General features: G+C 62.5%; 21 protein-coding genes. 11 read left to right on the plus strand and 10 right to left on the minus strand.

Translation table 11 applies throughout. The features are described from left to right. The first annotated feature begins 116 nt into the window (after positions 1-116). From gyrA to trmFO, 6 genes are all read left to right on the plus strand, one after another. Positions 117-2,834, plus strand: a complete 2,718-nt coding sequence (gene gyrA, locus NDO55_RS03260) for a DNA gyrase subunit A (protein ID WP_252115514.1) — start codon at positions 117-119, stop codon at positions 2,832-2,834. A gap of 62 nt (positions 2,835-2,896) precedes the next feature. Further along, the gene (locus tag NDO55_RS03265; RefSeq protein ID WP_252112375.1) at positions 2,897-3,370 is read left to right on the plus strand and encodes a host attachment family protein; all 474 of its coding nucleotides are present in this window, start codon (positions 2,897-2,899) and stop codon (positions 3,368-3,370) included. Between the two features lie 98 nt (positions 3,371-3,468). Further along, on the plus strand, positions 3,469-4,011 hold the full coding sequence (locus NDO55_RS03270; protein ID WP_252112377.1) for a GbsR/MarR family transcriptional regulator: 543 nt from the start codon (positions 3,469-3,471) through the stop codon (positions 4,009-4,011). Positions 4,012-4,093: 82 nt separating this feature from the next. Continuing rightward, positions 4,094-4,477 carry a hypothetical protein gene (locus NDO55_RS03275; RefSeq protein ID WP_252112379.1) on the plus strand — a complete coding sequence of 128 codons (384 nt, stop codon included), beginning with the start codon at positions 4,094-4,096 and terminating at the stop codon, positions 4,475-4,477. 59 nt (positions 4,478-4,536) lie between these two features. After that, positions 4,537-4,953 (plus strand): hypothetical protein, encoded by a 417-nt coding sequence (locus NDO55_RS03280; protein ID WP_252112381.1) that lies wholly within the window; start codon positions 4,537-4,539, stop codon positions 4,951-4,953. A 17-nt stretch (positions 4,954-4,970) separates the two neighbouring features. Beyond that, positions 4,971-6,323 (plus strand): methylenetetrahydrofolate--tRNA-(uracil(54)-C(5))-methyltransferase (FADH(2)-oxidizing) TrmFO, encoded by a 1,353-nt coding sequence (gene trmFO / locus NDO55_RS03285; RefSeq protein ID WP_252112383.1) that lies wholly within the window; start codon positions 4,971-4,973, stop codon positions 6,321-6,323. Between the two features lie 3 nt (positions 6,324-6,326). On the opposite strand, the gene NDO55_RS03290 is transcribed toward trmFO, so the two are convergent. From NDO55_RS03290 to eno, 6 genes are all read right to left on the minus strand, one after another. After that, the gene (locus NDO55_RS03290) at positions 6,327-6,794 is read right to left on the minus strand and encodes a CREC-EF hand family protein (protein WP_252112385.1); all 468 of its coding nucleotides are present in this window, start codon (positions 6,792-6,794) and stop codon (positions 6,327-6,329) included. Between the two features lie 60 nt (positions 6,795-6,854). Further along, complete coding sequence (locus NDO55_RS03295; RefSeq protein WP_341869980.1) at positions 6,855-7,505, minus strand: squalene/phytoene synthase family protein; 651 nt, start codon at positions 7,503-7,505, stop codon at positions 6,855-6,857. Next, a complete protein-coding gene (locus NDO55_RS03300; RefSeq protein WP_252112389.1) occupies positions 7,498-8,883 on the minus strand; it encodes a pyruvate dehydrogenase complex E1 component subunit beta in 1,386 nt (461 codons plus the stop codon). Before NDO55_RS03300 ends, NDO55_RS03295 begins: the two co-directional genes overlap by 8 nt. Beyond that, entirely contained in the window at positions 8,883-9,953 is a 1,071-nt protein-coding gene (gene pdhA / locus NDO55_RS03305) for a pyruvate dehydrogenase (acetyl-transferring) E1 component subunit alpha (protein WP_252112391.1), read from the minus strand. The genes NDO55_RS03300 and pdhA overlap by 1 nt, the downstream gene beginning before the upstream one ends. A gap of 96 nt (positions 9,954-10,049) precedes the next feature. Beyond that, positions 10,050-10,331: an FtsB family cell division protein gene (locus NDO55_RS03310; protein WP_252112393.1), complete on the minus strand. Its 282-nt coding sequence runs from the start codon at positions 10,329-10,331 to the stop codon at positions 10,050-10,052. A gap of 103 nt (positions 10,332-10,434) precedes the next feature. Further along, on the minus strand, positions 10,435-11,724 hold the full coding sequence (gene eno / locus NDO55_RS03315) for a phosphopyruvate hydratase (RefSeq protein WP_252112395.1): 1,290 nt from the start codon (positions 11,722-11,724) through the stop codon (positions 10,435-10,437). Between the two features lie 157 nt (positions 11,725-11,881). Here eno and NDO55_RS03320 point away from each other — a divergent pair, with 157 nt between their 5' ends. The 5 genes from NDO55_RS03320 to NDO55_RS03340 are packed head-to-tail and all read left to right on the plus strand — an operon-like array spanning position 11,882 to position 14,011. Beyond that, positions 11,882-12,403: a hypothetical protein gene (locus NDO55_RS03320; RefSeq protein ID WP_252112397.1), complete on the plus strand. Its 522-nt coding sequence runs from the start codon at positions 11,882-11,884 to the stop codon at positions 12,401-12,403. A gap of 17 nt (positions 12,404-12,420) precedes the next feature. After that, the gene (locus tag NDO55_RS03325; RefSeq protein ID WP_252112399.1) at positions 12,421-12,765 is read left to right on the plus strand and encodes a phage holin family protein; all 345 of its coding nucleotides are present in this window, start codon (positions 12,421-12,423) and stop codon (positions 12,763-12,765) included. Further along, entirely contained in the window at positions 12,762-13,262 is a 501-nt protein-coding gene (locus tag NDO55_RS03330) for a hypothetical protein (RefSeq protein WP_252112401.1), read from the plus strand. The genes NDO55_RS03325 and NDO55_RS03330 overlap by 4 nt, the downstream gene beginning before the upstream one ends. Then, on the plus strand, positions 13,259-13,729 hold the full coding sequence (locus tag NDO55_RS03335) for a hypothetical protein (RefSeq protein WP_252112403.1): 471 nt from the start codon (positions 13,259-13,261) through the stop codon (positions 13,727-13,729). Before NDO55_RS03330 ends, NDO55_RS03335 begins: the two co-directional genes overlap by 4 nt. A gap of 48 nt (positions 13,730-13,777) precedes the next feature. After that, positions 13,778-14,011 (plus strand): DUF4170 domain-containing protein, encoded by a 234-nt coding sequence (locus NDO55_RS03340; protein ID WP_252112405.1) that lies wholly within the window; start codon positions 13,778-13,780, stop codon positions 14,009-14,011. Positions 14,012-14,029: 18 nt separating this feature from the next. On the opposite strand, the gene NDO55_RS03345 is transcribed toward NDO55_RS03340, so the two are convergent. The 4 genes from NDO55_RS03345 to carA all read right to left on the minus strand — a co-directional run bounded on the left by NDO55_RS03345 (position 14,030) and on the right by carA (position 19,780). After that, positions 14,030-14,704 (minus strand): rhomboid family intramembrane serine protease, encoded by a 675-nt coding sequence (locus NDO55_RS03345; protein WP_252112407.1) that lies wholly within the window; start codon positions 14,702-14,704, stop codon positions 14,030-14,032. Next, positions 14,704-15,180, minus strand: coding sequence for a transcription elongation factor GreA (greA, locus tag NDO55_RS03350; protein ID WP_252112409.1), 477 nt, complete (start codon positions 15,178-15,180; stop codon positions 14,704-14,706). Before greA ends, NDO55_RS03345 begins: the two co-directional genes overlap by 1 nt. Positions 15,181-15,257: 77 nt before the next feature. Next, a complete protein-coding gene (carB, locus tag NDO55_RS03355; protein ID WP_252112411.1) occupies positions 15,258-18,611 on the minus strand; it encodes a carbamoyl-phosphate synthase large subunit in 3,354 nt (1,117 codons plus the stop codon). Next, positions 18,611-19,780 (minus strand): glutamine-hydrolyzing carbamoyl-phosphate synthase small subunit, encoded by a 1,170-nt coding sequence (gene carA / locus NDO55_RS03360; RefSeq protein WP_252112413.1) that lies wholly within the window; start codon positions 19,778-19,780, stop codon positions 18,611-18,613. Before carA ends, carB begins: the two co-directional genes overlap by 1 nt. Between the last annotated feature and the right edge of the window lie 15 nt (positions 19,781-19,795).

Genomic DNA, 19,795 nt, shown 5'->3' on the forward strand with positions numbered 1-19,795 from the left:
TCCTCATGGCGATCTGTATGCTTACATAATTAGGACATTTTGCCTTGGCCGACACGCCCGAAGAAACCCTCCCCGTCCCCAGCGACGACATCCAGCCCATCTCCATCGTCGATGAGATGAAGTCGAGCTATCTCGACTATGCGATGAGCGTCATCGTCAGCCGCGCGCTGCCCGATGTGCGCGACGGATTGAAGCCGGTGCACCGCCGCATCCTCTATGCCTGCCAGGAAGCGGGCTATGTCGCCGGGCGACCCTATCGCAAGTCGAGCCGCATCGTCGGTGACGTGATGGGTAAATATCACCCCCATGGTGACAGCGCGATCTATGATGCCCTGGCCCGCATGACCCAGGACTGGTCGATGCGCGTCCCGCTGATCGATGGCCAGGGTAACTTCGGCTCGATGGACCCCGATCCGCCGGCCGCCATGCGTTATACCGAAGCGCGCCTCGCCAAGGTCGCCAACTTCCTGCTGGGCGACATCGACAAGGAAACCGTCGCTTTCCAGCCCAACTATGACGCCAGCGAGAGCGAGCCGCAGGTCCTGCCCGCGCGCTTCCCCAACCTGCTGGTCAACGGCGCCGGCGGCATCGCGGTCGGCATGGCCACCAACATCCCGCCGCATAACCTCGGCGAAGTCCTTGCCGCCTGTAAGGCCTATATCGACGATCCGGCGATCAGCGTCGAAGGGCTTATGGAGCATGTGAAGGGCCCCGATTTCCCGACCGGCGCGTCAATCCTTGGCACTAGCGGCATTCGCGCGGCGTATACGACCGGTCGCGGCTCGATGATGCTGCGCTCCAAATATCACATCGAGGAGGGAAAGGGCGACAAGTCAGCGATCGTGCTGACCGAAATCCCCTTCCAGGTCGGCAAGTCGGGCCTGGTCGAGAAGATCGCCGATGCGGCCAAGGAAAAGCGCATTGAAGGCGTTTCCGACATTCGCGACGAATCCAACCGCGAAGGCGTGCGCATCGTCATCGACCTGAAGCGCGATGCGACGCCCGAAGTCGTCCTGAACCAGCTGTGGCGACATACGCCGGCGCAAAGCTCGTTCGCGGCCAACATGCTCGCCATTCGCAATGGCAAGCCCGAGACGCTCGACCTGCGCGACATGATCGAAGCGTTTGTGAAATTCCGTGAGGAAGTCATCACAAACCGCTCTAAATACGAGCTTTTCAAGGCACGCGAACGCGCGCACGTCTTGCTCGGCCTCGTCGTCGCCGTCACCAATTTGGATGAAGTCGTGGCGATGATCCGTGGCTCGTCCAGCCCGGCCGAAGCACGCGAAAAGCTGCTATCGCGCGAATGGGGCATGGAAGAAATCCGGGGCTATATCGAATTGGTCGAAGGCGTCGTCGCCGATGCCGACCAGGCGTCCTATCGCCTCAGCGAAGCGCAGGTGAAGGCCATCCTCGAATTGCGCCTGCATCGACTGACCCAGATCGGCCGTGACGATATCGCCGATGAGCTGAAAGAATTGTCGGTTACGATCGGCGAGTTGCTCGAAATCCTTTCCAACCGCGTGCGCCTCTACGAAGTGCTTCGCGAGGAACTGGACGAGGTCGAGGCCGAATATGCAACGCCGCGCAAGTCCGAGCTGGCGCCGGCCGCGGACGGCATCGAAGACGAGGATCTCATCGAGGTCGAGGACATGGTCGTGACGGTGACCCATACGGGCTACATCAAGCGCACCCCCCTCGCCCTGTTTCGCGAGCAGAAGCGCGGCGGCAAGGGCCGCAGCGGCATGAGCACCAAGGAAGAAGATGTCGTCACCAACCTGTTCGTGACGACGACGCACAATCCGGTGCTGTTCTTTTCGAACCTTGGCCGCGTCTATCGCATGAAGGTGTGGAAGCTCCCCGAGGGTGGGCCGACCGCCAAGGGTCGCCCGATGGTGAACCTGTTGCCGCTCGCAGAAGACGAGAAGATCACGACCGTCCTCCCGCTCCCGCAGGACGAGGAAGAATGGTCGGGCCTGCACATCATGTTCGCCACCGAAGGCGGCACGGTGCGACGTAACTCGATGGACGCGTTCACCAACGTGCCCTCAAACGGCAAGATCGCGATGAAGTTCGACGAAGGCCCCGACGGCAAGCCCGACGATCGCCTCGTCGGTGTCGAATTGCTGACCGAGGATGATGACGTGCTGCTGGCCACGGCCAACGGCAAGGCCATCCGCTTCGAAGCCACGGCAGTGCGCGAATTTACCGGTCGCGCCTCCAAGGGCGTGCGCGGGATCAAGCTGCTGGGCGACGACAAGGTCATCTCCATGTCGATCCTCGGTTCGACCGGGTCGACCCGCGAGGAACGCGAGCTTTATCTCAAGTCGCCCATCTGGCGCGACAATGAAGGTGCCGAAGGGCTGACTGCGGAGCGCTATGCCGAGCTTGTGGACAAGGAGCAGTTCCTGCTGACCATCTCCGAGAACGGCTATGGCAAGCGGACCTCGACCTTCGAATATCGTGTGACGGGTCGTGGCGGCCAAGGTGTCACCAATATCGTGACCTCGGATCGAAATGGTGCCGTCGTGTCGAGCTTCCCGGTGACCCAGGGCGAACAGCTCATGCTGGTCACCAACCAGGGCAAGATGATCCGCACCACGGTCGCCGACATTCGTATCGCCGGGCGTAATACGCAGGGCGTCACCATCTTCAACGTCGCCAAGAACGAGCATGTCGTCTCGGTCGCGCGCATCGATGAGGATGAAGATGCCGAGAACGAGGCAGAAGAAGCGGTCGAAGGCGACCTGCAGGGCGATGACAAGACGGTCTCCCCCACTGCCGACGGCGATACCGCTTCGGACGCCAAGGCGGGGCCCGAAGACGGCGAATAATCGGAACGCGAGGCGAAGCTCCTTCGTTGGTCGGACAAGTAGATCAATGAAGGAGCTTTTCCATGGGCATCGCCAACGACACACTGGTTCTCGTCACTGACGGCCGCAAATTGCTGTTCCTCCGCAACGAGGGCGACAGCGAGCATATGAACCTCAATGTCGAGGGCAAGGAGCGCCGCGACGACGCACCCGACCGAGAGCTCAAGACCGACGAACCGGGCAGCGTCTTTTCCTCGGGCTCGCCTGGGCGGTCCTCCTATGAAGAGACCGACTTTCACCAACTCGAGGAAGATCGCTGGGTCCACGACGCGGCAGACAAGGTGAACAGCCGCGCGCTCAAGAACGATTTCGAGCAACTGGTCATCATCGCGCCGCCCAAGGCGCTCGGCGAACTGCGCCCCAAGTTGCACAAGGAGACCGAGAAGCGCGTCATTCTCGAGCTGGACAAGGAAATGACCAACCAGCCGCTCGCGGAGATCGAAAAGCTGATCAATGGCGAGACCCAGAAGGAAGCGCCGCCCGAAGTGCTCACCTGATCAGGGCGAATTGATCAAGAGAGATCGGCCGGTTTCATCGCCGGCCTTTCTTTTGTCTGTTGACTTCACCAATTTCTGTCCATACAGAAATTGGTGACATGAGAGTGATGGATCATCCTTCGGCGAAAGCCTTCGTGCTCCACTGGGGCGAAATGGGCACACAGTGGGGCGTCAATCGCTCGCAGTCGCAGATCCATGCCCTGCTCTACCTTTCCGACCGCCCCCTCCATGCCGAAGAGATTGTCGATCAGCTCGGCCTGGCACGGTCCAACGTGTCGACCGGGGTGAAGGAATTGCAGAGTTTCGGGATCGTGCGCCGCGTCCATGTTGAGGGCGATCGCCGGGACCATTTCATTGCCGAAGGCGATCTGTGGGAAATCCTCATGAAGGTGACCGCCGAGCGCAAGAAGCGCGAAGTCGATCCCACCCTGCGCCTCCTCGAAGAGCTTGCCGCCGACCTCAAGAAGGACAAGGCGGCGCCCGAGCATATCCGCGAGCGGATCATCCGCATGCACGATTTCATGGGCACGCTCGGCAATTGGTACGAGCAGGTGCGCAAGCTGCCCAAATCCACGCTGGTCACGCTGATGAAGCTCGGCGCCGGCGTCGCAAAGTTCATCCCCGGATCCAAGAAGGAGTAGTCGTCGGCCCCTCGCCGCCCCGGCCCGGCCTTTCCACACCCACCCATTTCAGTTTTGACAGAAATAACGGAAGGAAAGAAACATGTATGTCGAAGTCGCCTATCTCCTCTACCTCCTCATCTCCATCTCGATCACCATCTGGGTCGCCCGCACCCTGTCCAAGAACGGGGTGGTCTTCCTCCAGCGATGCTTCGGTCACAATGACGAGCTGGCCCACTCGACCAATCACCTGCTCGTGGTCGGCTTCTACCTCGTCAATATCGGCTTCATCACCCTCACCCTGTCGATCGGAAACGAGCCGCAAAACATGGCCGAGGCCATCCGCTTCCTGAGCTCGAAAGTCGGACTTGCCGTTATCGTGCTTGGCGGGATGCACTTCTTCAATATGAGCGCGATCGCCCATTTCGGCCGGAAGGTGAACCGCTGGCTTGGCCAGGATGAGGCCGAGCCTGTGGCTGCAGCCTAGCCCATCGAGGCGGGGCCCCTCGGGGCTCCGCTTCCGACTATGGAAAAGGGGTTCAATCCATGAACATCGCCCGTCCTCGCCGTTCCGACGTTACCGCGGCAGCGATCGAAGCTTCCGCTATTGCCGGCCCGGTCTTCGCAGCCTGGATGGTCGCAACCAATGTGACCGGAACCTACGCCGTCGACATCAACATCGGCCAGCTGATCGGCTTTGTCGCTTTCCTGGTCCTGACCGTGCCCTTCGGCTTCCTTCTCGCCATCGGTCCCTGCTGGGTCCTCGCCCACGCCTGCATCAGCGTGGATCGCATGGATGACGGCTTGCCGGACCCAGGCCTGTGGCTGGTCGCGGGCACCGCCTCGGCCGCCGGGCTGGGATGGTTGCTCGACTTCGGGGAGCATACCGTTTCGCTCGCGCTTACCGGGGCGTGCTGTGCGATGTTTGCGCGCAAGCGGGCACTCGACCGCGCCAACGCTTGAGGCTAAAGCCCGCCGCCATGGCACATGACGTTCATATCATCGGTGGCGGGCTCGCCGGGTCGGAGGCTGCGTGGCAGCTGGCGGAGGCAGGGCTCAAGGTTCGACTTTCCGAGATGCGCGGCGGCGGCGACACCACGCCGGCGCACGAAACCGACAATCTGGCCGAGATGGTCTGTTCGAACAGCTTCCGCTCGGACGATGCGGAATCGAATGCGGTGGGCTTGCTGCACCAGGAGATGCGGCGCCTCGGTTCGCTTATCATGGCCAAGGCGGACGAGCATCGCGTCCCGGCCGGTAGCGCGCTGGCCGTCGACCGCGACCTGTTTGCGAAAAGCGTCAGCGATGCGGTCGCGGGCCATCCCAATATCGAGGTGGTACGGGAACGGGTCGACGCATTGCCGGAAAGCGGCCTGACGATCGTCGCGACGGGTCCCCTCACCGGCTCCGCGCTCGCCTACAGCATCGCCGAGGCCACGGGAAAGGATGCGCTCGCCTTCTTCGATGCCATCGCGCCGATCATCCACAAGGACAGTGTCGACATGGACGTAGCCTGGTTCCAGTCACGCTGGGACAAGGGAGACGGCAAGGACTATCTCAATTGCCCGATGGACAAGGAGCAGTATGAGGCGTTCGTCCAGGCGCTCATCGATGGCGACAAGACCGAGTTCAAGGAGTGGGAAAAGGACACGCCTTATTTCGAAGGCTGCATGCCTATCGAAGTCATGGCGGAGCGCGGCGTCGACACACTGCGCCATGGTCCGATGAAGCCCGTCGGTCTCGACGATCCGCGCACCGGGCGCTGGCCCTATGCCGTCGTGCAACTGCGCCAGGACAATGCGCTCGGGACTCTGTGGAATATGGTCGGCTTCCAGACGAAGCTCAAATATGGCGCGCAGAGCGAGATTTTCAGGATGATACCCGGGCTGAAGAAGGCCGAGTTCGCGCGTCTTGGCGGGATCCATCGCAACAGCTTCATCCGCTCGCCCGAATTGCTCGATGAGCAACTACGCCTGAAGTCGATGCCGCACATCCGTTTTGCCGGGCAAATCACCGGATGCGAGGGCTATCTCGAGAGCGCGGCGGTCGGCCTGATGGCGGCCCGTTTCGCAGCGGCCGAAGTGAAGGGCGAGACATTCGAAGCGCCGCCCATCGAGACGGCATTCGGTGCCTTGCTCGGTCACATTACCGGTGGCGCGGATGCCGACAGCTACCAGCCTATGAATATCAATTTCGGGCTGATGCCGCCGATCGAGGGCAAGATGAAGAAGGCCAATCGCCGCAAGGCCTATACGGCGCGCGCCCGGCCCATCTTTGCCGACTGGATGGCGGACCAGGGTATCGAGGATGCCCTTCCCGTCGCGGCAGAATAAAGCCTAGCAGCTGCAGGCAGGTTTGGGCTTGCGCGGCTTGGGCGCGGTTGTGGCATATTCGGTGCGCGACAGGATGCCGTTGCTATCTGAATCGGCGCCCTCGAATTTTTCGATGGTAGTGATTGCCCATTCCTCGAAGCTCAGCTGTCCGTCCTGATCGAGATCGAGATTGGCGAAGCGGTTGCGGCGCGGATGGACCAGTTCGCTCAGGCTGATCTGCTCGTCCTTGTTCTTGTCGACCCGGTTGAAGCGCTTCTGCTCCTTGGTCAGCGGGTCGGCGGCGGGCGGTTCCTCGATTTCGGGAATGACGGGCAAGGTCCGAATGGCATCCGCTGCCGCCTCGGCAGGAAGCGGATCGGGGATTGCCGCGGCCATGGCGGTGTCGCCACTACGTCCCAGCACGCCGAAAACCATCAGGCTTCCGGCGATGAACATCACGAATGCGAAAATGCCGACGATCCAGCGAAGCATGAAGCTTCCCCCTGTTACGCGATCCGGCAAGTGAAGTGGTACCGCTCAGGAAGGGTGCGGTCAATTCGCGCCCGTAACCTTGCCCGACAAGCGATGGCTGAGCATGGCGAAAGCGCGGCCGGGCGTGGCCTCGGGCTCAGGCTCGTTGCGCAGGAAGTCGCGCGCGGCAAGGCGCGCGAGATTGGTCAGCGGGCGCAAGGCGCGCGCGAAGCGATGCCCTTTCAACTCGCGCATCTTGGCAAGCGCCGTCGGCTTCACCTCTTCCGGTGTCAGGCCGCGAACCCGCGCCAGCATGGCAAGCGCACCTGCCGGGGCGAGATATGGGTCGTCGGCACGGAGCAATGTCGCGATCGCGTTGAAAAGGGCGCTGCCTCCCTGCCCCACACGATCCGGGTCGAGCTGCTGATCGAGCAAGGCGGCATAGCCGTCTTCGATCTCGCTGAGCATCGCGCCAGTGACGCCGCGTGGCAGGACATGGTCGGCAATCGCAGCGAGGCGCGGTTCCGCAGGCGCGGGTGCCGTATCTAGGCGCTCCAATGCCTCCCGCCACCAGGCAAGCCGGATCGCGCCCACGGCCGGCTCGGTCGTATCGGCAACCACTTCGGCCAGCGTCGCATCAAGGCGCAGCACCGCCTCGACGGCGGGCCGCACGGCTTGCGGGAAATGGGTGAGCGCCAGCGCCCGGTCGGGCGTCAGCGCACCCTCAGCGATAGGTGACCTTCTTGACGGCCTCGACGACCTTTTCGGCGTCGATCAGCGCCATCTTCTCAAGATTGGCGGCATAAGGCAGCGGCACATCCTCGTTGGTCACGCGCAAAACCGGCGCATCCAGATCGTCGAAGCCCTGCTCCATTGCGACTGCGGCCAGTTCGGCCGAGATCGAGCAACCGGGCCACCCTTCCTCGACGCAGACCATGCGATTGGTCTTGGCGAGGCTGGCGAGCACCGTGCCGGTGTCGAGCGGACGCAGCGTACGCAGGTCGATGACCTCGGCGCTGATGCCGTCTTCTTCCAGCTTGGCTGCGGCCTGGAGCGCGACGCCGACACCGATCGAATAGCTGACCAAGGTGACATCGCTGCCTTCGCGCATGATGCGGGCCTTGCCGATCGGCAGGACATAATCGTCGACATCCGGCACATCAAAATTCTGGCCGTAGAGCAACTCGTTCTCGAGGAAGACGACGGGGTCTTCGCTGCGGATGGCGGCCTTGAGCAGGCCCTTGGCATCGGCACTGTCATAGGGGCTGATGACGATCAGACCCGGGACGCTCGCATACCACGGCCCGTAATTCTGGCTGTGCTGCGCGGCGACGCGGCTTGCTGCACCGTTGGGACCGCGGAACACGATCGGGCAGCGCATCTGGCCGCCTGACATGTAATTGGTCTTGGCCGCCGAGTTGATGATGTGGTCGATCGCCTGCATGGCGAAGTTGAAGGTCATGAATTCGATGACCGGGCGCAGGCCGCCCATCGCCGCGCCCGAACCGAGGCCGGCAAAGCCATATTCGGTGATCGGCGTGTCGATGACGCGCTTGTCGCCAAATTCCTCGAGCAGGCCCTGCGTAACCTTGTAGGCGCCCTGATATTCGGCGACTTCCTCGCCCATCACGAAGACGCGATCGTCGCGGCGCATTTCCTCGGCCATCGCATCGCGCAGCGCTTCGCGTACGCTCGTGGCAACGGTCTCGGTGCCTTCGGGAAGATCCGGGTCGGCATGGCTGACCTTGGGCGCGTCGGCAGCAGCCGGGATCGGTGCGGGCTCGCGGCCCACATCCTTGCCCTCGCCATCGTCGCTCGTCGGTTCGGCAGCGGCATTGGTCGGCGCGGGCGCGTCCGAGACCTCTTCGCCCTCTTCGCCGATCATCGCGATGGCGGTACCGACCGCGACATTGTCCGTGCCTTCTTCGACCAGGATCTTGAGCAGCACGCCCTCATCGACGGCTTCGAATTCCATCGTCGCCTTATCGGTCTCGATCTCGGCGAGGATGTCGCCGGCATTGACCGTGTCGCCCTCGGCAACCAGCCATTTGGCGAGCGTGCCTTCTTCCATGGTCGGCGACAGTGCGGGCATTTTGAGTTCGGTGGCCATCAGTAGTTCTCCACCAGGACGTCAGTGTAGAGTTCGTGCGCCTCGGGCTCGGGCGCATTTTCGGCAAACTCCGCCGACTCCTTAATGCGTTCCTTGATCTCGTTGTCGATCGCTTTGAGTTCGTCCTCGGACGCGCCCATCTTGAGCAATTCCTGCTTGCACTGTTCCAGTGGATCGCGTTCGCCGCGGAAGCTGTCGACCTCGTCGCGGGTGCGATATTTGGCCGGATCCGACATGGAGTGACCGCGATAACGATAGGTCATCAGCTCGAGGATGATCGGGCCATTGCCGCCGCGCGTCCATTCGAGCGCGACTTCCGCCGCGCCGCGGACCGCAAGCACGTCCATCCCGTCGACCTGAATGCCGGGGATCTGGAAGCTGTGACCACGGCGCCAGAGTTCGGGCTCGGACGACGAGCGCTTGATGCTGGTGCCCATGGCATATTGGTTGTTCTCGATGGCGTAGATGATGGGCAAGTCCCACAGCTCGGCCATGTTGAAGCTTTCATAGACCTGGCCCTGGTTGACCGCGCCGTCGCCGAAATAGGCAAGGTTCACGCCGCCATCGCCGCTATATTTATGTTTGAAGGCAAGCCCGGTGCCGAGCGCGACCTGCGCGCCGACAATGCCGTGGCCACCGTAAAAGCCATGCTCGACGCTGAACATGTGCATCGATCCGCCCTTGCCGCGCGAAATACCGGCTTCGCGGCCGGTCAGTTCGGCCATGATGACGTTGGGGTCGATATCGTAGGCGAGCATGTGACCATGATCGCGATAGCCGGTGATGACGCTATCCTTGCCGACGGTCATGGCTGACTGAAGACCCACGGCCACCGCTTCCTGCCCGATATAGAGGTGGCAGAAGCCGCCGATGAGGCCGAGCCCGTAAAGCTGACCTGCACGCTCTTCGAAGCGACGGATGAGGAGCATCTGCTTGTAGAGGCCGAGCAATTCCTCCTGGCTCGCCTCGTAGCGCTTGGGCTCGGGCGGCTTGGGGACATTGCTCTGTTGGTCGAGGTTGGGGTTGGCCGCCTTCTTGGTTGCGGCCTTCTTCGCAGGCTTGCGCGCCATAATGTCTCCTGTTCTTGGAGCGCTCTATAGGGGTGACGCTACGGCAAAGGCAATCACCGCATTGGTACAAATGGCGAAGATGAATTTTTCGCGCGACTAGTCGAGCGGGATGATGATCTCGTCGTCGCGGATCAGGCCGAGGTCGCGACGCACCAATTCTTCGGCCATGTCGGGGTCAGCGCTGCGCGGATCGAGCAGTGCCGAGCGGTGCGACAAAGCGTCGCGTTCGGCCTCAAGTGCTGACAGTTCGGCGCGGCGATCGTCGAGTGCGCGCTCATAACCGCCCCACGCCAGCAGGCCATTGTCGCCTGCTACCGCATAGGTCGCGAAATTGCCGATGATGACGAGTGCGAGCGCGGGCAACAGCAGTCGCCGCAACAGCCCCTTAGTTTTCGCTACAACCGTCATGCAAATACTTTAATCAGAATTAACCGCGAAACCCAAGCGAAATTGTCACCAGATCGCTGTGTGGATTGTCTTTTCAGCCGGGCAGCTTGACGTTGAACGCGTCGCGGCCGGGATATTCGGCATTGTCGCCCAGTTCCTCTTCGATGCGGAGCAACTGGTTGTACTTCGCGGTGCGATCCGAGCGCGCAAGGCTGCCGGTCTTGATCTGGCCGGTGTTGAGCGCGACCGCGAGGTCGGCGATCGTCGCATCCTCGGTCTCGCCCGAGCGGTGCGACATGACGGCGGTGAAGCCGGCGGTCTGGGCCATGCGAACGGCCTCGATCGTTTCGGTGAGCGTACCGATCTGGTTGACCTTGACGAGCAGCGAGTTGGCAAGCTTGTCGTCGATCCCCGTGCGCAGGCGCGCTGTATTGGTGACGAACAGATCGTCGCCGACCAGCTGGCACTTGTCGCCAATCTTCTCGGTCAGCATCTTCCAGCCTGCAAAGTCGTCCTCGGCCATGCCATCCTCGATCGAGATGATCGGATAGTCGGCAACAAGCTTGGCCAGTTCTTCGACCATGTCCGCGGGTTGCAGCGTGCGCCCCTCGCCTTCGAGGACGTAATTGCCATTCTGGTAGAATTCGGTGGCGGCGCAATCGAGCGCGACGAGGATGTCGTCGCCGAGCGTGAAACCGGCCAGGTCGCAGGCCTCGCCGATGAGGTCGAGCGCTTCGCGGCTCGATCCGATGGCCGGGGCAAAGCCGCCTTCATCGCCGACCGCTGTCGACAGGCCACGTTCGTTGAGCGCGCCCTTCAAGGCGTGGAAAATTTCTGTGCCATGACGCAGCGCCTCGGAGAAGCTTTCGGCGCCCACCGGCATGACCATGAATTCCTGAAAGTCGATCGGATTGTCTGCATGCGCGCCGCCATTGAGAATGTTCATCATCGGCACCGGCAAGGTCGTCGCACCGACACCGCCGACATAGCGATAGAGCGGGAGGGCACGGGATTCGGCAGCGGCCTTGGCGACGGCGAGGCTGACCCCGAGAATGGCATTGGCGCCGAGCTTCTTCTTGTTTTCGGTCCCGTCGAGATCGACCATGACGGCGTCGATTTCCGACTGCTCCTCGGCTTCTAGGCCAACCAGCGCTTCGCAGATCGGGCCGTTGACCGCGGCGACTGCCTTCGAGACGCCCTTGCCGCCCCACCGCGCCTTATCCCCGTCGCGAAGCTCGACCGCTTCATAGGCACCGGTCGAGGCGCCTGACGGCACGCCGGCGCGGCCCATCGAGCCGTCTTCCAGGGTCACGTCGACCTCGACCGTGGGGTTGCCGCGGCTGTCGAGGATCTGGCGGGCATAGATATCGAGGATCGCAGTCATATTCATTTCCCTTGCGAAATCATTTCGACCGGTGGACGGTACGTTTCGTCGACGGCCCTAGACGAGGCGCCTAGTGCAGCGCAACATTGATGGGTGAATTCCGGAACGCGAAGGCGGGTCGATCCGTTGGTGAGAAAAGCGTTCAAAGGAGTAGAAAATGGCCACTGATAAAACCCAGCTGCCCGAAGGCACGGACCGGATCGTCCCGGGTGCCGCACGAACTGGCAGCGATGTCGAAGCGGAGCTGATTGTGAGCGAAGAAGACACCACGAACACCGAACCGACCAAACGCGACAAGGTCGTCGCCAAGGTCAACGAAACCCGCGAGAAACTCGCCAGCGAAGCCGCGACCAAATCGCGCGGCGTCATCGGCGAAGGTCTCAGCAAGTCGTCCGACGCGGTCGGCAGCGCCTCGCGCCTGGTCGCTGATACGGCGGGCAATCTCGATGAAGCGCTGGGCGCCGAATATGGCGATTATGCGCGCAAGACGGCGAAGTACCTCGACGATACGGCGCAGAAAATCGCTGCCAAGGATCCCGATGAACTGGTCGACGATGTGCGCGACTTCGTGCGCAAGAGCCCGGGCATCGCGCTCGGTGCCGCTGCAATCGTCGGTTTCGCCCTCGCCCGCGTCATTTCCGCCGGCTTCGATGCCGAGCGCGAAGACCGCGACGCGTAACGGGGATATCGGACCGGATGCTGGATCGCCCCCCTTCCGACAATTATGACCCAGACGCCGAAGTCGGCGATCTTCTGGGCAAAGTCGTCGGCGACGCCCGTGCGTTGGCCGAGGCAGAAATAGCGTTGGCGCGCACGCGCGTCATGGTCGAAATCGGTCGCTATAAAGTGCCGGTCATCCTGTTCGGGATCGCCATGGCATTTCTGACAGCGGCCCTGGTCGCCTTCGCCGTCGGCATTACGCTGGCGCTGTCGACCCTGATCGGGCCTCTCGGTGCGGGTCTTGCGGCGACGGCGATGTTCGTCCTCGTCGGAGGGCTCCTGGCCTATGTCGGCAAATCGAAATTGGAGCGTGGGTCATGAGTGTGGATCCGCGGATCGTCGACGCGCAGAATGAAGTCGAAGCCAAGCGTGCGCAGCTGATGCATTCGGTCAAGCATGCAATGGGCGAAACCAAGCGCCGACTTGCGCCTGATCTGTTGGCCGGGCGCGCATGGGCGGAAACGAAGAAGGCCACGGCGCGCCTTGCTGAAGATACGGCGGCCGAGGTGAGAGCCAAACCGCTGTTGTTCGGCGGAATTGCCGCAGCCGTCGGGCTGTTCCTGGCACGCAAGCCGATCGGGAAGGCCGCCGTCGAGCTTTATGACAGCGTGACCGGCCATGAGGAGGAGAAGTCGCAAGCCCTCCCTGAGGCGCCGGCGACCAAGCCCCCTCCTCGCCGACGTCCGCGCAAGGACGACCCGGCACCAAGCGTCAGCGAATTCGACGAAGCGACCCGACCGGTGGCGCTCAAGAAAGACACAAAGCGGGACGCCCCCAAAAAGCCCGCGAAAAAGAAGAAAACGGAGAAGAGCAAATGAGTATCAAGGACAAGGCCGCAGAAGCCGGCGACAAGGCAAAAGCAACCGCCGAAAAGGCCAAGCAGAGCGCAGAGCGCGCCTATGAAGGTGCCCGCACGCGCGCGATCAAGGCATATGACGGTGCACGTGATGGCGCCGCGACGGCACGCCGCAAGACCGGCGAAGGTCTCGAAAGCAACCCGCTGGTCGCGCTTGGTGCCGGCCTCGGTCTCGGCCTTATCATCGGTGCGCTGATCCCGCGCAGCCAGCGCGAGAAGGAAGCATTGCGTTCGGTCGGCCGCGACATCAACAACCGCGCCCATGGCGCTTTCGATGCCGCCAAGTCAGCCGGCGAGGCCCAGCTCAAGGAACGTGGCATCACGCCTGAAGCGGCTGAGAATGTCGCGCGCGACGTCGCCCGCGGGATTGGCGAAGCCGCCAAGAGCTCGGCCGGCGCTGCGACCGAAGCTGCCAAGCGCAAGTCCTGATCGAAACAGGACTTTTCCAGTAGGACAAATACTGCTAGCGGGCCGCGCATGAGCAAGCTTCACCTCGTTTTCGGCGGTCGCGTCAAAGATCCGCGCGGCCTGGAATTCACCGATCTTGAATCGCTCGACATTGTCGGGCTGTTCGACAGCTATGCCAGCGCGGAAGATGCCTGGCGCGGCGCCGCGCAGCGCACGGTCGACGATGCCGAGATGAAATATGTGGTGGTGCACCTGCACCGCCTGCTCGAGCCCGACGACAAGGTCCTCGAAAACGAAGCCTAGAACATGAAGAGGCCGTCCCTAGCGGGGCGGCCTTTCTTCTGCGATCGTGATCGTCGCATTGCGGTGGCGCGTCATCACATTGTGATGAAGAATACCGAACATTAGCAACCCGACGACGAAGCCGCCGACATGGGCCGGCGTCGCGATCAGCGTCCCCTCCATCGCCGCCATCAGATCGATGAGCCACTGGATCGCGATCCATGCGGCAAGCAGCCAGAGCGTATTGAGGAAGCGGTTGAGCGCAGGCGATTGGACCAATGGCCGCGGCTTTCCGAAGCCGATCGCATAGGCGCCAAAGATTGCGCTGACCGCGCCGCTTGCCCCGATCATCGGGAGGGCAGCGGCAGGATCCATGACCCACTGCGCGGCTGCAGCGCCATAGGCGCCCGCAATGTAGAGGATGATGAAACGCTCCCACCCCAATGCGGCTTCGACGAAGCGGCCGCAAAAGAGCAGGATCAGCATATTGAATAGGATGTGCATGAAGCCGCTATGCAAGAAAGCGGCGGTCAGCGGGGTCAGGAAGCCGGGGAGCGAGATGGCGTCCAGCTCGGCCATCAGGCCGCTGAGGCGCGCCGGGACGAAACCGGCTTTCCAGGCCGCCTCGTCAATCCCGACGATATAGGTCGAGACGACGAACGCGATGACGGTCAGCGCGGCAATGATGCCGGTCGCCGACCGCCATACGATCATTATTTGAACTCGACTTTTTCGATCTCGTAATATTTCTCGCCCGACGGGGTCGAGAATTCGACCTCGTCACCGACGCTGCGGCCGATGAGGGCGCGCGCGAGCGGCGAGTTGAAGTTGATCCGACCCGAACCAGCATCGGCTTCGCTTTCGCCGACCAGCTGATAGGTCTTCTTGTTGTCGTCCTCGTCGATCAGGTGGACGGTTGCACCGAACACGACCTTGTCACCCGACAGAGTCGTCGGATCGATCACCATGGCGCGCGAGAGCTGGTCTTCGATGTGACTGATGGTCGCCTCGATCTGACCCTGACGCTCTTTAGCAGCGTGATATTCGGCATTCTCGCTGAGGTCGCCATGGGCGCGCGCTTCCTCGATCGCGTCGATCACCGCGGGGCGTTCGACCATCTTGAGGTGCTTCACTTCGGCGCTCAGCTTCGCGTGGCCCTCGGCCAGCATCGGCACCTTTTCGCTTGCCATCGCTCAAAAATCCTTCGTCAAAACCACACCTTGCGCCGCTTCAAGCAGCACCCACGATGCGGATTGTGGTGAAATGTTCAGGTGCCGGAATAATAGGATTGAAGCGAGCGAACTTCAAGACTTTCCGGATCGGCCTTGCCGATGATGCGCGCGACGATGCTGCTCGCCCCCACCGTGGTGAAGTAGGGCACGTGGTTCTTGAGCGAAGCTTCGCGTATTTCCTGGCTGTCCTTCATCGACTGCCAGCCCTCGGTCGTGTTGAGCACTAGGTCGACCGCGCCATCCTTGATCTTGTCGACGATGTGCGGGCGGCCCTGTGCAACCTTGTTCACCTGGGTGACGCGCACGCCATTTTCCTCGAGGAAACTGGCAGTGCCATCGGTGGCGATGATGTCGAAACCGTGCAGGTCGAGCTGGCGGGCGGGTTCGAGAATGGCCGTCTTGTCGCTCTGTTTCACCGAAATGAAGACGCAGCCACTGTCCGGAATGCGGGTGCCTTCCGCAAGCTGCGCCTTGGCGAAGGCGGCGTCGAAATTCGACGCAATTCCCATGACTTCGCCGGTGCTCTTCATTTCCGGTCCCAAGACCGGATCGGTGCCGGGGAAGCGGGCGAAGGGGAAGACGGCTTCCTTGACCGCGATATGCTTGATGTTGCGGTCGATCGGTTCGAAGTCCGAAAGCGACGCGCCGGCCATGACCTTGGCGGCGATCTTGGCGATCGGGCGGCCGATGGCCTTGGCGACGAACGGCACGGTGCGCGAGGCGCGCGGATTGACCTCGATGAGGTAGAGCGTGCCGTCCTTCACCGCATATTGTACGTTCATCAGCCCGCGCACCTTTAATGCGAGGGCCAGCGCCTCGGTCTGGCGCTCGATCTCTGCGATGATCTTGGGCGGGAGCGAGTATGGCGGGATCGAGCAGGCGCTGTCGCCCGAATGAACGCCGGCTTCCTCGATATGCTGGAGAATGCCGGTGACCGCGACCGCCTCGCCGTCGCAAATGGCGTCGACATCGACCTCGATCGCATCGCGCAGATATTTGTCGATGAGGACGGGAGAGTTGCCTGACACCTGCACTGCCGTGGCGATGTAATGGTCGAGCTGTTCGGGGCCGTCGACGACCTCCATGGCGCGCCCGCCGAGCACGTAACTGGGGCGCAGCAGTACGGGGTAACCGATGCTTTCGGCCACCGCGATGGCTTCGTCCCGGCTGCGGGCGATGCCGTTTTCGGGCTGCGTGAGGTCGAGCTTGTTGACGAGCGCCGCAAAACGCTCGCGATCTTCGGCAAGGTCGATGCTGTCGGGGCTGGTGCCGAGGATGGGCACGCCGGACTTGGCGAGGTCGGCCGCAATCTTGAGCGGGGTCTGGCCACCCAGCTGGACAATCACGCCGCGGATCGAACCCTTCTCGCGCTCGGTCTGGATGATCTCGAGCACGTCTTCGGTGGTCAGCGGCTCGAAATAAAGGCGGTCGGACGTGTCCGGGTCGGTCGAGACCGTTTCCGGGTTGCAGTTGACCATGATGACCTCGAGGCCCTCATTGCTCTCGTCGGCACCCTCGCCACCGCGGTCGCGGCCCAAAGCGAAGGCGGCATGGACGCAGCAATAGTCGAACTCGATCCCCTGTCCGATCCGGTTGGGACCGCCGCCGAGGATGATCACCTTTTCGCGGTCCGACACTTCGGCTTCGTCGACCGGATCGCCGAACATCGGGCCTTCATAGGTCGAGTAGAGATAGGGCGTCACCGCATCGAATTCGGCGGCGCAGCTGTCGATCCGCTTGTAGACCGGGCGCACGCCGAGCTTGAGGCGATGCGCGCGCACTTCGCCGGGTGTGGTGCCGCCACTCATCGCGGTGATGACGTCGTGGACGAGGCCCCTGCCCTGCATCGCTTCGGGCACGGCATGGACGCTCTGCGCCGACAATTGCGCGAGCCGTTCGTCGGAGAAGCCCAGCGCTTTGAGGCGGCGCATTTCGGGCGCCTTGCCCGGCAGGCCGTTCTCGATGACCGAATTCTCCGCATCGATCATCATTTGCAGCTGTTCGAGGAACCAGGGGTCGAACTTGCTCGCCTTGAAGACACGCTCTGCCGAGAACCCTTCGCGAAGCGCCTGTGCGGCGGCGAGGATGCGGAAGGGCGTCGCCTGCCCCAAGGCATTTTCGATGTCGCTTTCGGCTGCACCGACCAGTTCTTCGACCGGGTCGAGGCCGTTGAGACCTGTCTCGGTGCCGCGAAGCGCCTTCTGGAAACTCTCGGCAAAGTTGCGGCCAATCGCCATCACCTCGCCCACCGACTTCATCGCGGTCGAGAGCAAGGGCTTGGAGCCGGCAAACTTCTCGAAGGCGAAGCGCGGGATCTTGGTGACGACATAGTCGATGGTCGGCTCGAAGCTCGCAGGCGTCGCGCCCCCAGTAATGTCGTTGCGAAGCTCGTCGAGCGTGTAGCCAACGGCAAGCTTGGCCGCGATCTTCGCGATGGGAAAGCCCGTCGCCTTGGACGCCAGCGCGGACGAACGCGACACGCGCGGATTCATCTCGATCACGATCATGCGCCCGTCCTTGGGGTTGATCGCGAACTGGACGTTGGAGCCGCCCGTCTCGACGCCGATCTCGCGCAGCACCTGGATGCTGGCGGTGCGCATGCGCTGATATTCCTTGTCGGTCAGCGTCAGCGCCGGCGCCACGGTGATGCTGTCGCCCGTATGCACGCCCATCGGATCGACATTCTCGATCGAGCAGATGATGATGGCATTGTCGGCGCGGTCGCGCACGACTTCCATCTCATATTCCTTCCAGCCGAGCAGCGATTCCTCGATCAGGACTTCGTTCGTCGGGCTGGCATCGAGCCCGCCGCGCACGATCGCTTCGAACTCTTCTCTATTGTAGGCAACGCCGCCGCCCGTGCCGCCCAGCGTGAAGCTGGGGCGGATGATCGAGGGTAGCCCGGTGCGTTCGAGGACTTCCAGCGCTTCTTCATACGTGTGCGCAATCCCGCTGCGCGCGCTTTCGAGCCCGATCTTGTCCATCGCGGCGCGGAATTTCTCGCGATCCTCGGCCTTGTCGATCGCTTCGGCCTGCGCTCCGATCAGCTTTACGTTGTGTTTCTCGAGGATGCCGAGCTTGTTCAGCGTCAGCGCGCAGTTGAGCGCCGTCTGCCCGCCCATGGTCGGCAGGATGGCATCGGGCTTTTCGGCCTCGATGATCTTCTCGACGACGCGCGCGGTGATTGGCTCGATATAGGTCGCGTCGGCCATGCCGGGATCGGTCATGATCGTCGCGGGGTTCGAGTTCACGACGATGACCCGATAGCCCTCTTCCTTGAGCGCCTTGATCGCCTGGCTACCCGAATAATCGAACTCGGCCGCCTGCCCGATAACGATCGGCCCGGCGCCGATGACGAGGATGGATTTAATGTCGGTGCGTGCGGGCATTACTTCATCATCCCAACGAATTTTTCAAAGAGGTAGAAGCTGTCCATCGGCCCCGGTGACGCTTCGGGGTGATATTGAACGCTGAAGGCGGGGCGGTCGGTGAGTTCGATGCCGCAATTGGTGTCGTCGAACAGCGAGACGTGCGTTTCCTTCACATTGTCCGGTAGCCCGCCGCGCTCGACCGCGAAGCCGTGATTCATGCTGGTAATCTCGACGACGCCGTCCTCGCAGCGCTGGACCGGATGGTTGGCGCCGCGATGGCCCTGGAACATCTTGGCGGTCTTGCCGCCGACTGCGAGGGCAAGCAGCTGGTGGCCGAGGCAGATGCCGAAAAGCGGCTTCCTGGTCTCCAGCAGCTTTTGGATCAGCGGCACGGCATATTCGCCTGTGGCGGCGGGGTCGCCCGGACCGTTGGACAGGAAAAAGCCGTCGGGATCGTGCGCCATGATGTCGTCATAACTCGCTTCCGCCGGCACCACCGTCACCCGCGCCCCGGCTTCGACCAGGTTGCGGAAGATATTGTGCTTGGCGCCATAGTCGATGGCGACGACATGCGGCGCGTTCTGGTCGGCATGGTCGAGCTTATAGCCCTCGCCCAATTCCCATCCGCCGTCCGACCAATTGAAAAGCTGTTCGTTCGACACTTCCTTGGCGAGGTCCATCCCCTCCAGCCCCGGCCAGTCGGCGGCCATTTGCTGGAGATGATCGAGATCGAACTTGCCTTCCGGATCATGCGCGATCGCGATGGTCGGCGGGCCCTCCTCGCGCACCAGCTTGGTCAGCGCGCGCGTGTCCACGCCGGCGATCCCGATGCGGCCATGCTCCGCCATCCAGGCGGGAAAGTCGGCGGTCGAACGGAAGTTGCTGGGCGAGGTGATCGCCTCGCGGGTGATGCAGCCCAGTGCATGCGCGGTGGGTGCCTCGACATCTTCGGGATTGGTGCCGACATTGCCGATATGCGGGAAGGTGAAGGCGATGACCTGTTTCGCGTAGGAAGGATCGGTCATCACCTCCTGGTAGCCGGTCATGGCGGTGTTGAAGCAAAGCTCTCCGACCGCTTCGCCGCTGGCCCCGAATCCCTGCCCCCAAATGACCCTGCCGTCGGCGAAAGCGATGACGCCGCTGGCCCCGTCCGGTTGGGGTGCGCGCGCGGGTGTCGGGTCGGCCATAGGGTCGAGTCTCCG

It is taken from the genome of Sphingomicrobium sediminis (assembly GCF_023805295.1).
GTDB classification, from domain to species: Bacteria; Pseudomonadota; Alphaproteobacteria; order Sphingomonadales; family Sphingomonadaceae; genus Sphingomicrobium; species Sphingomicrobium sediminis.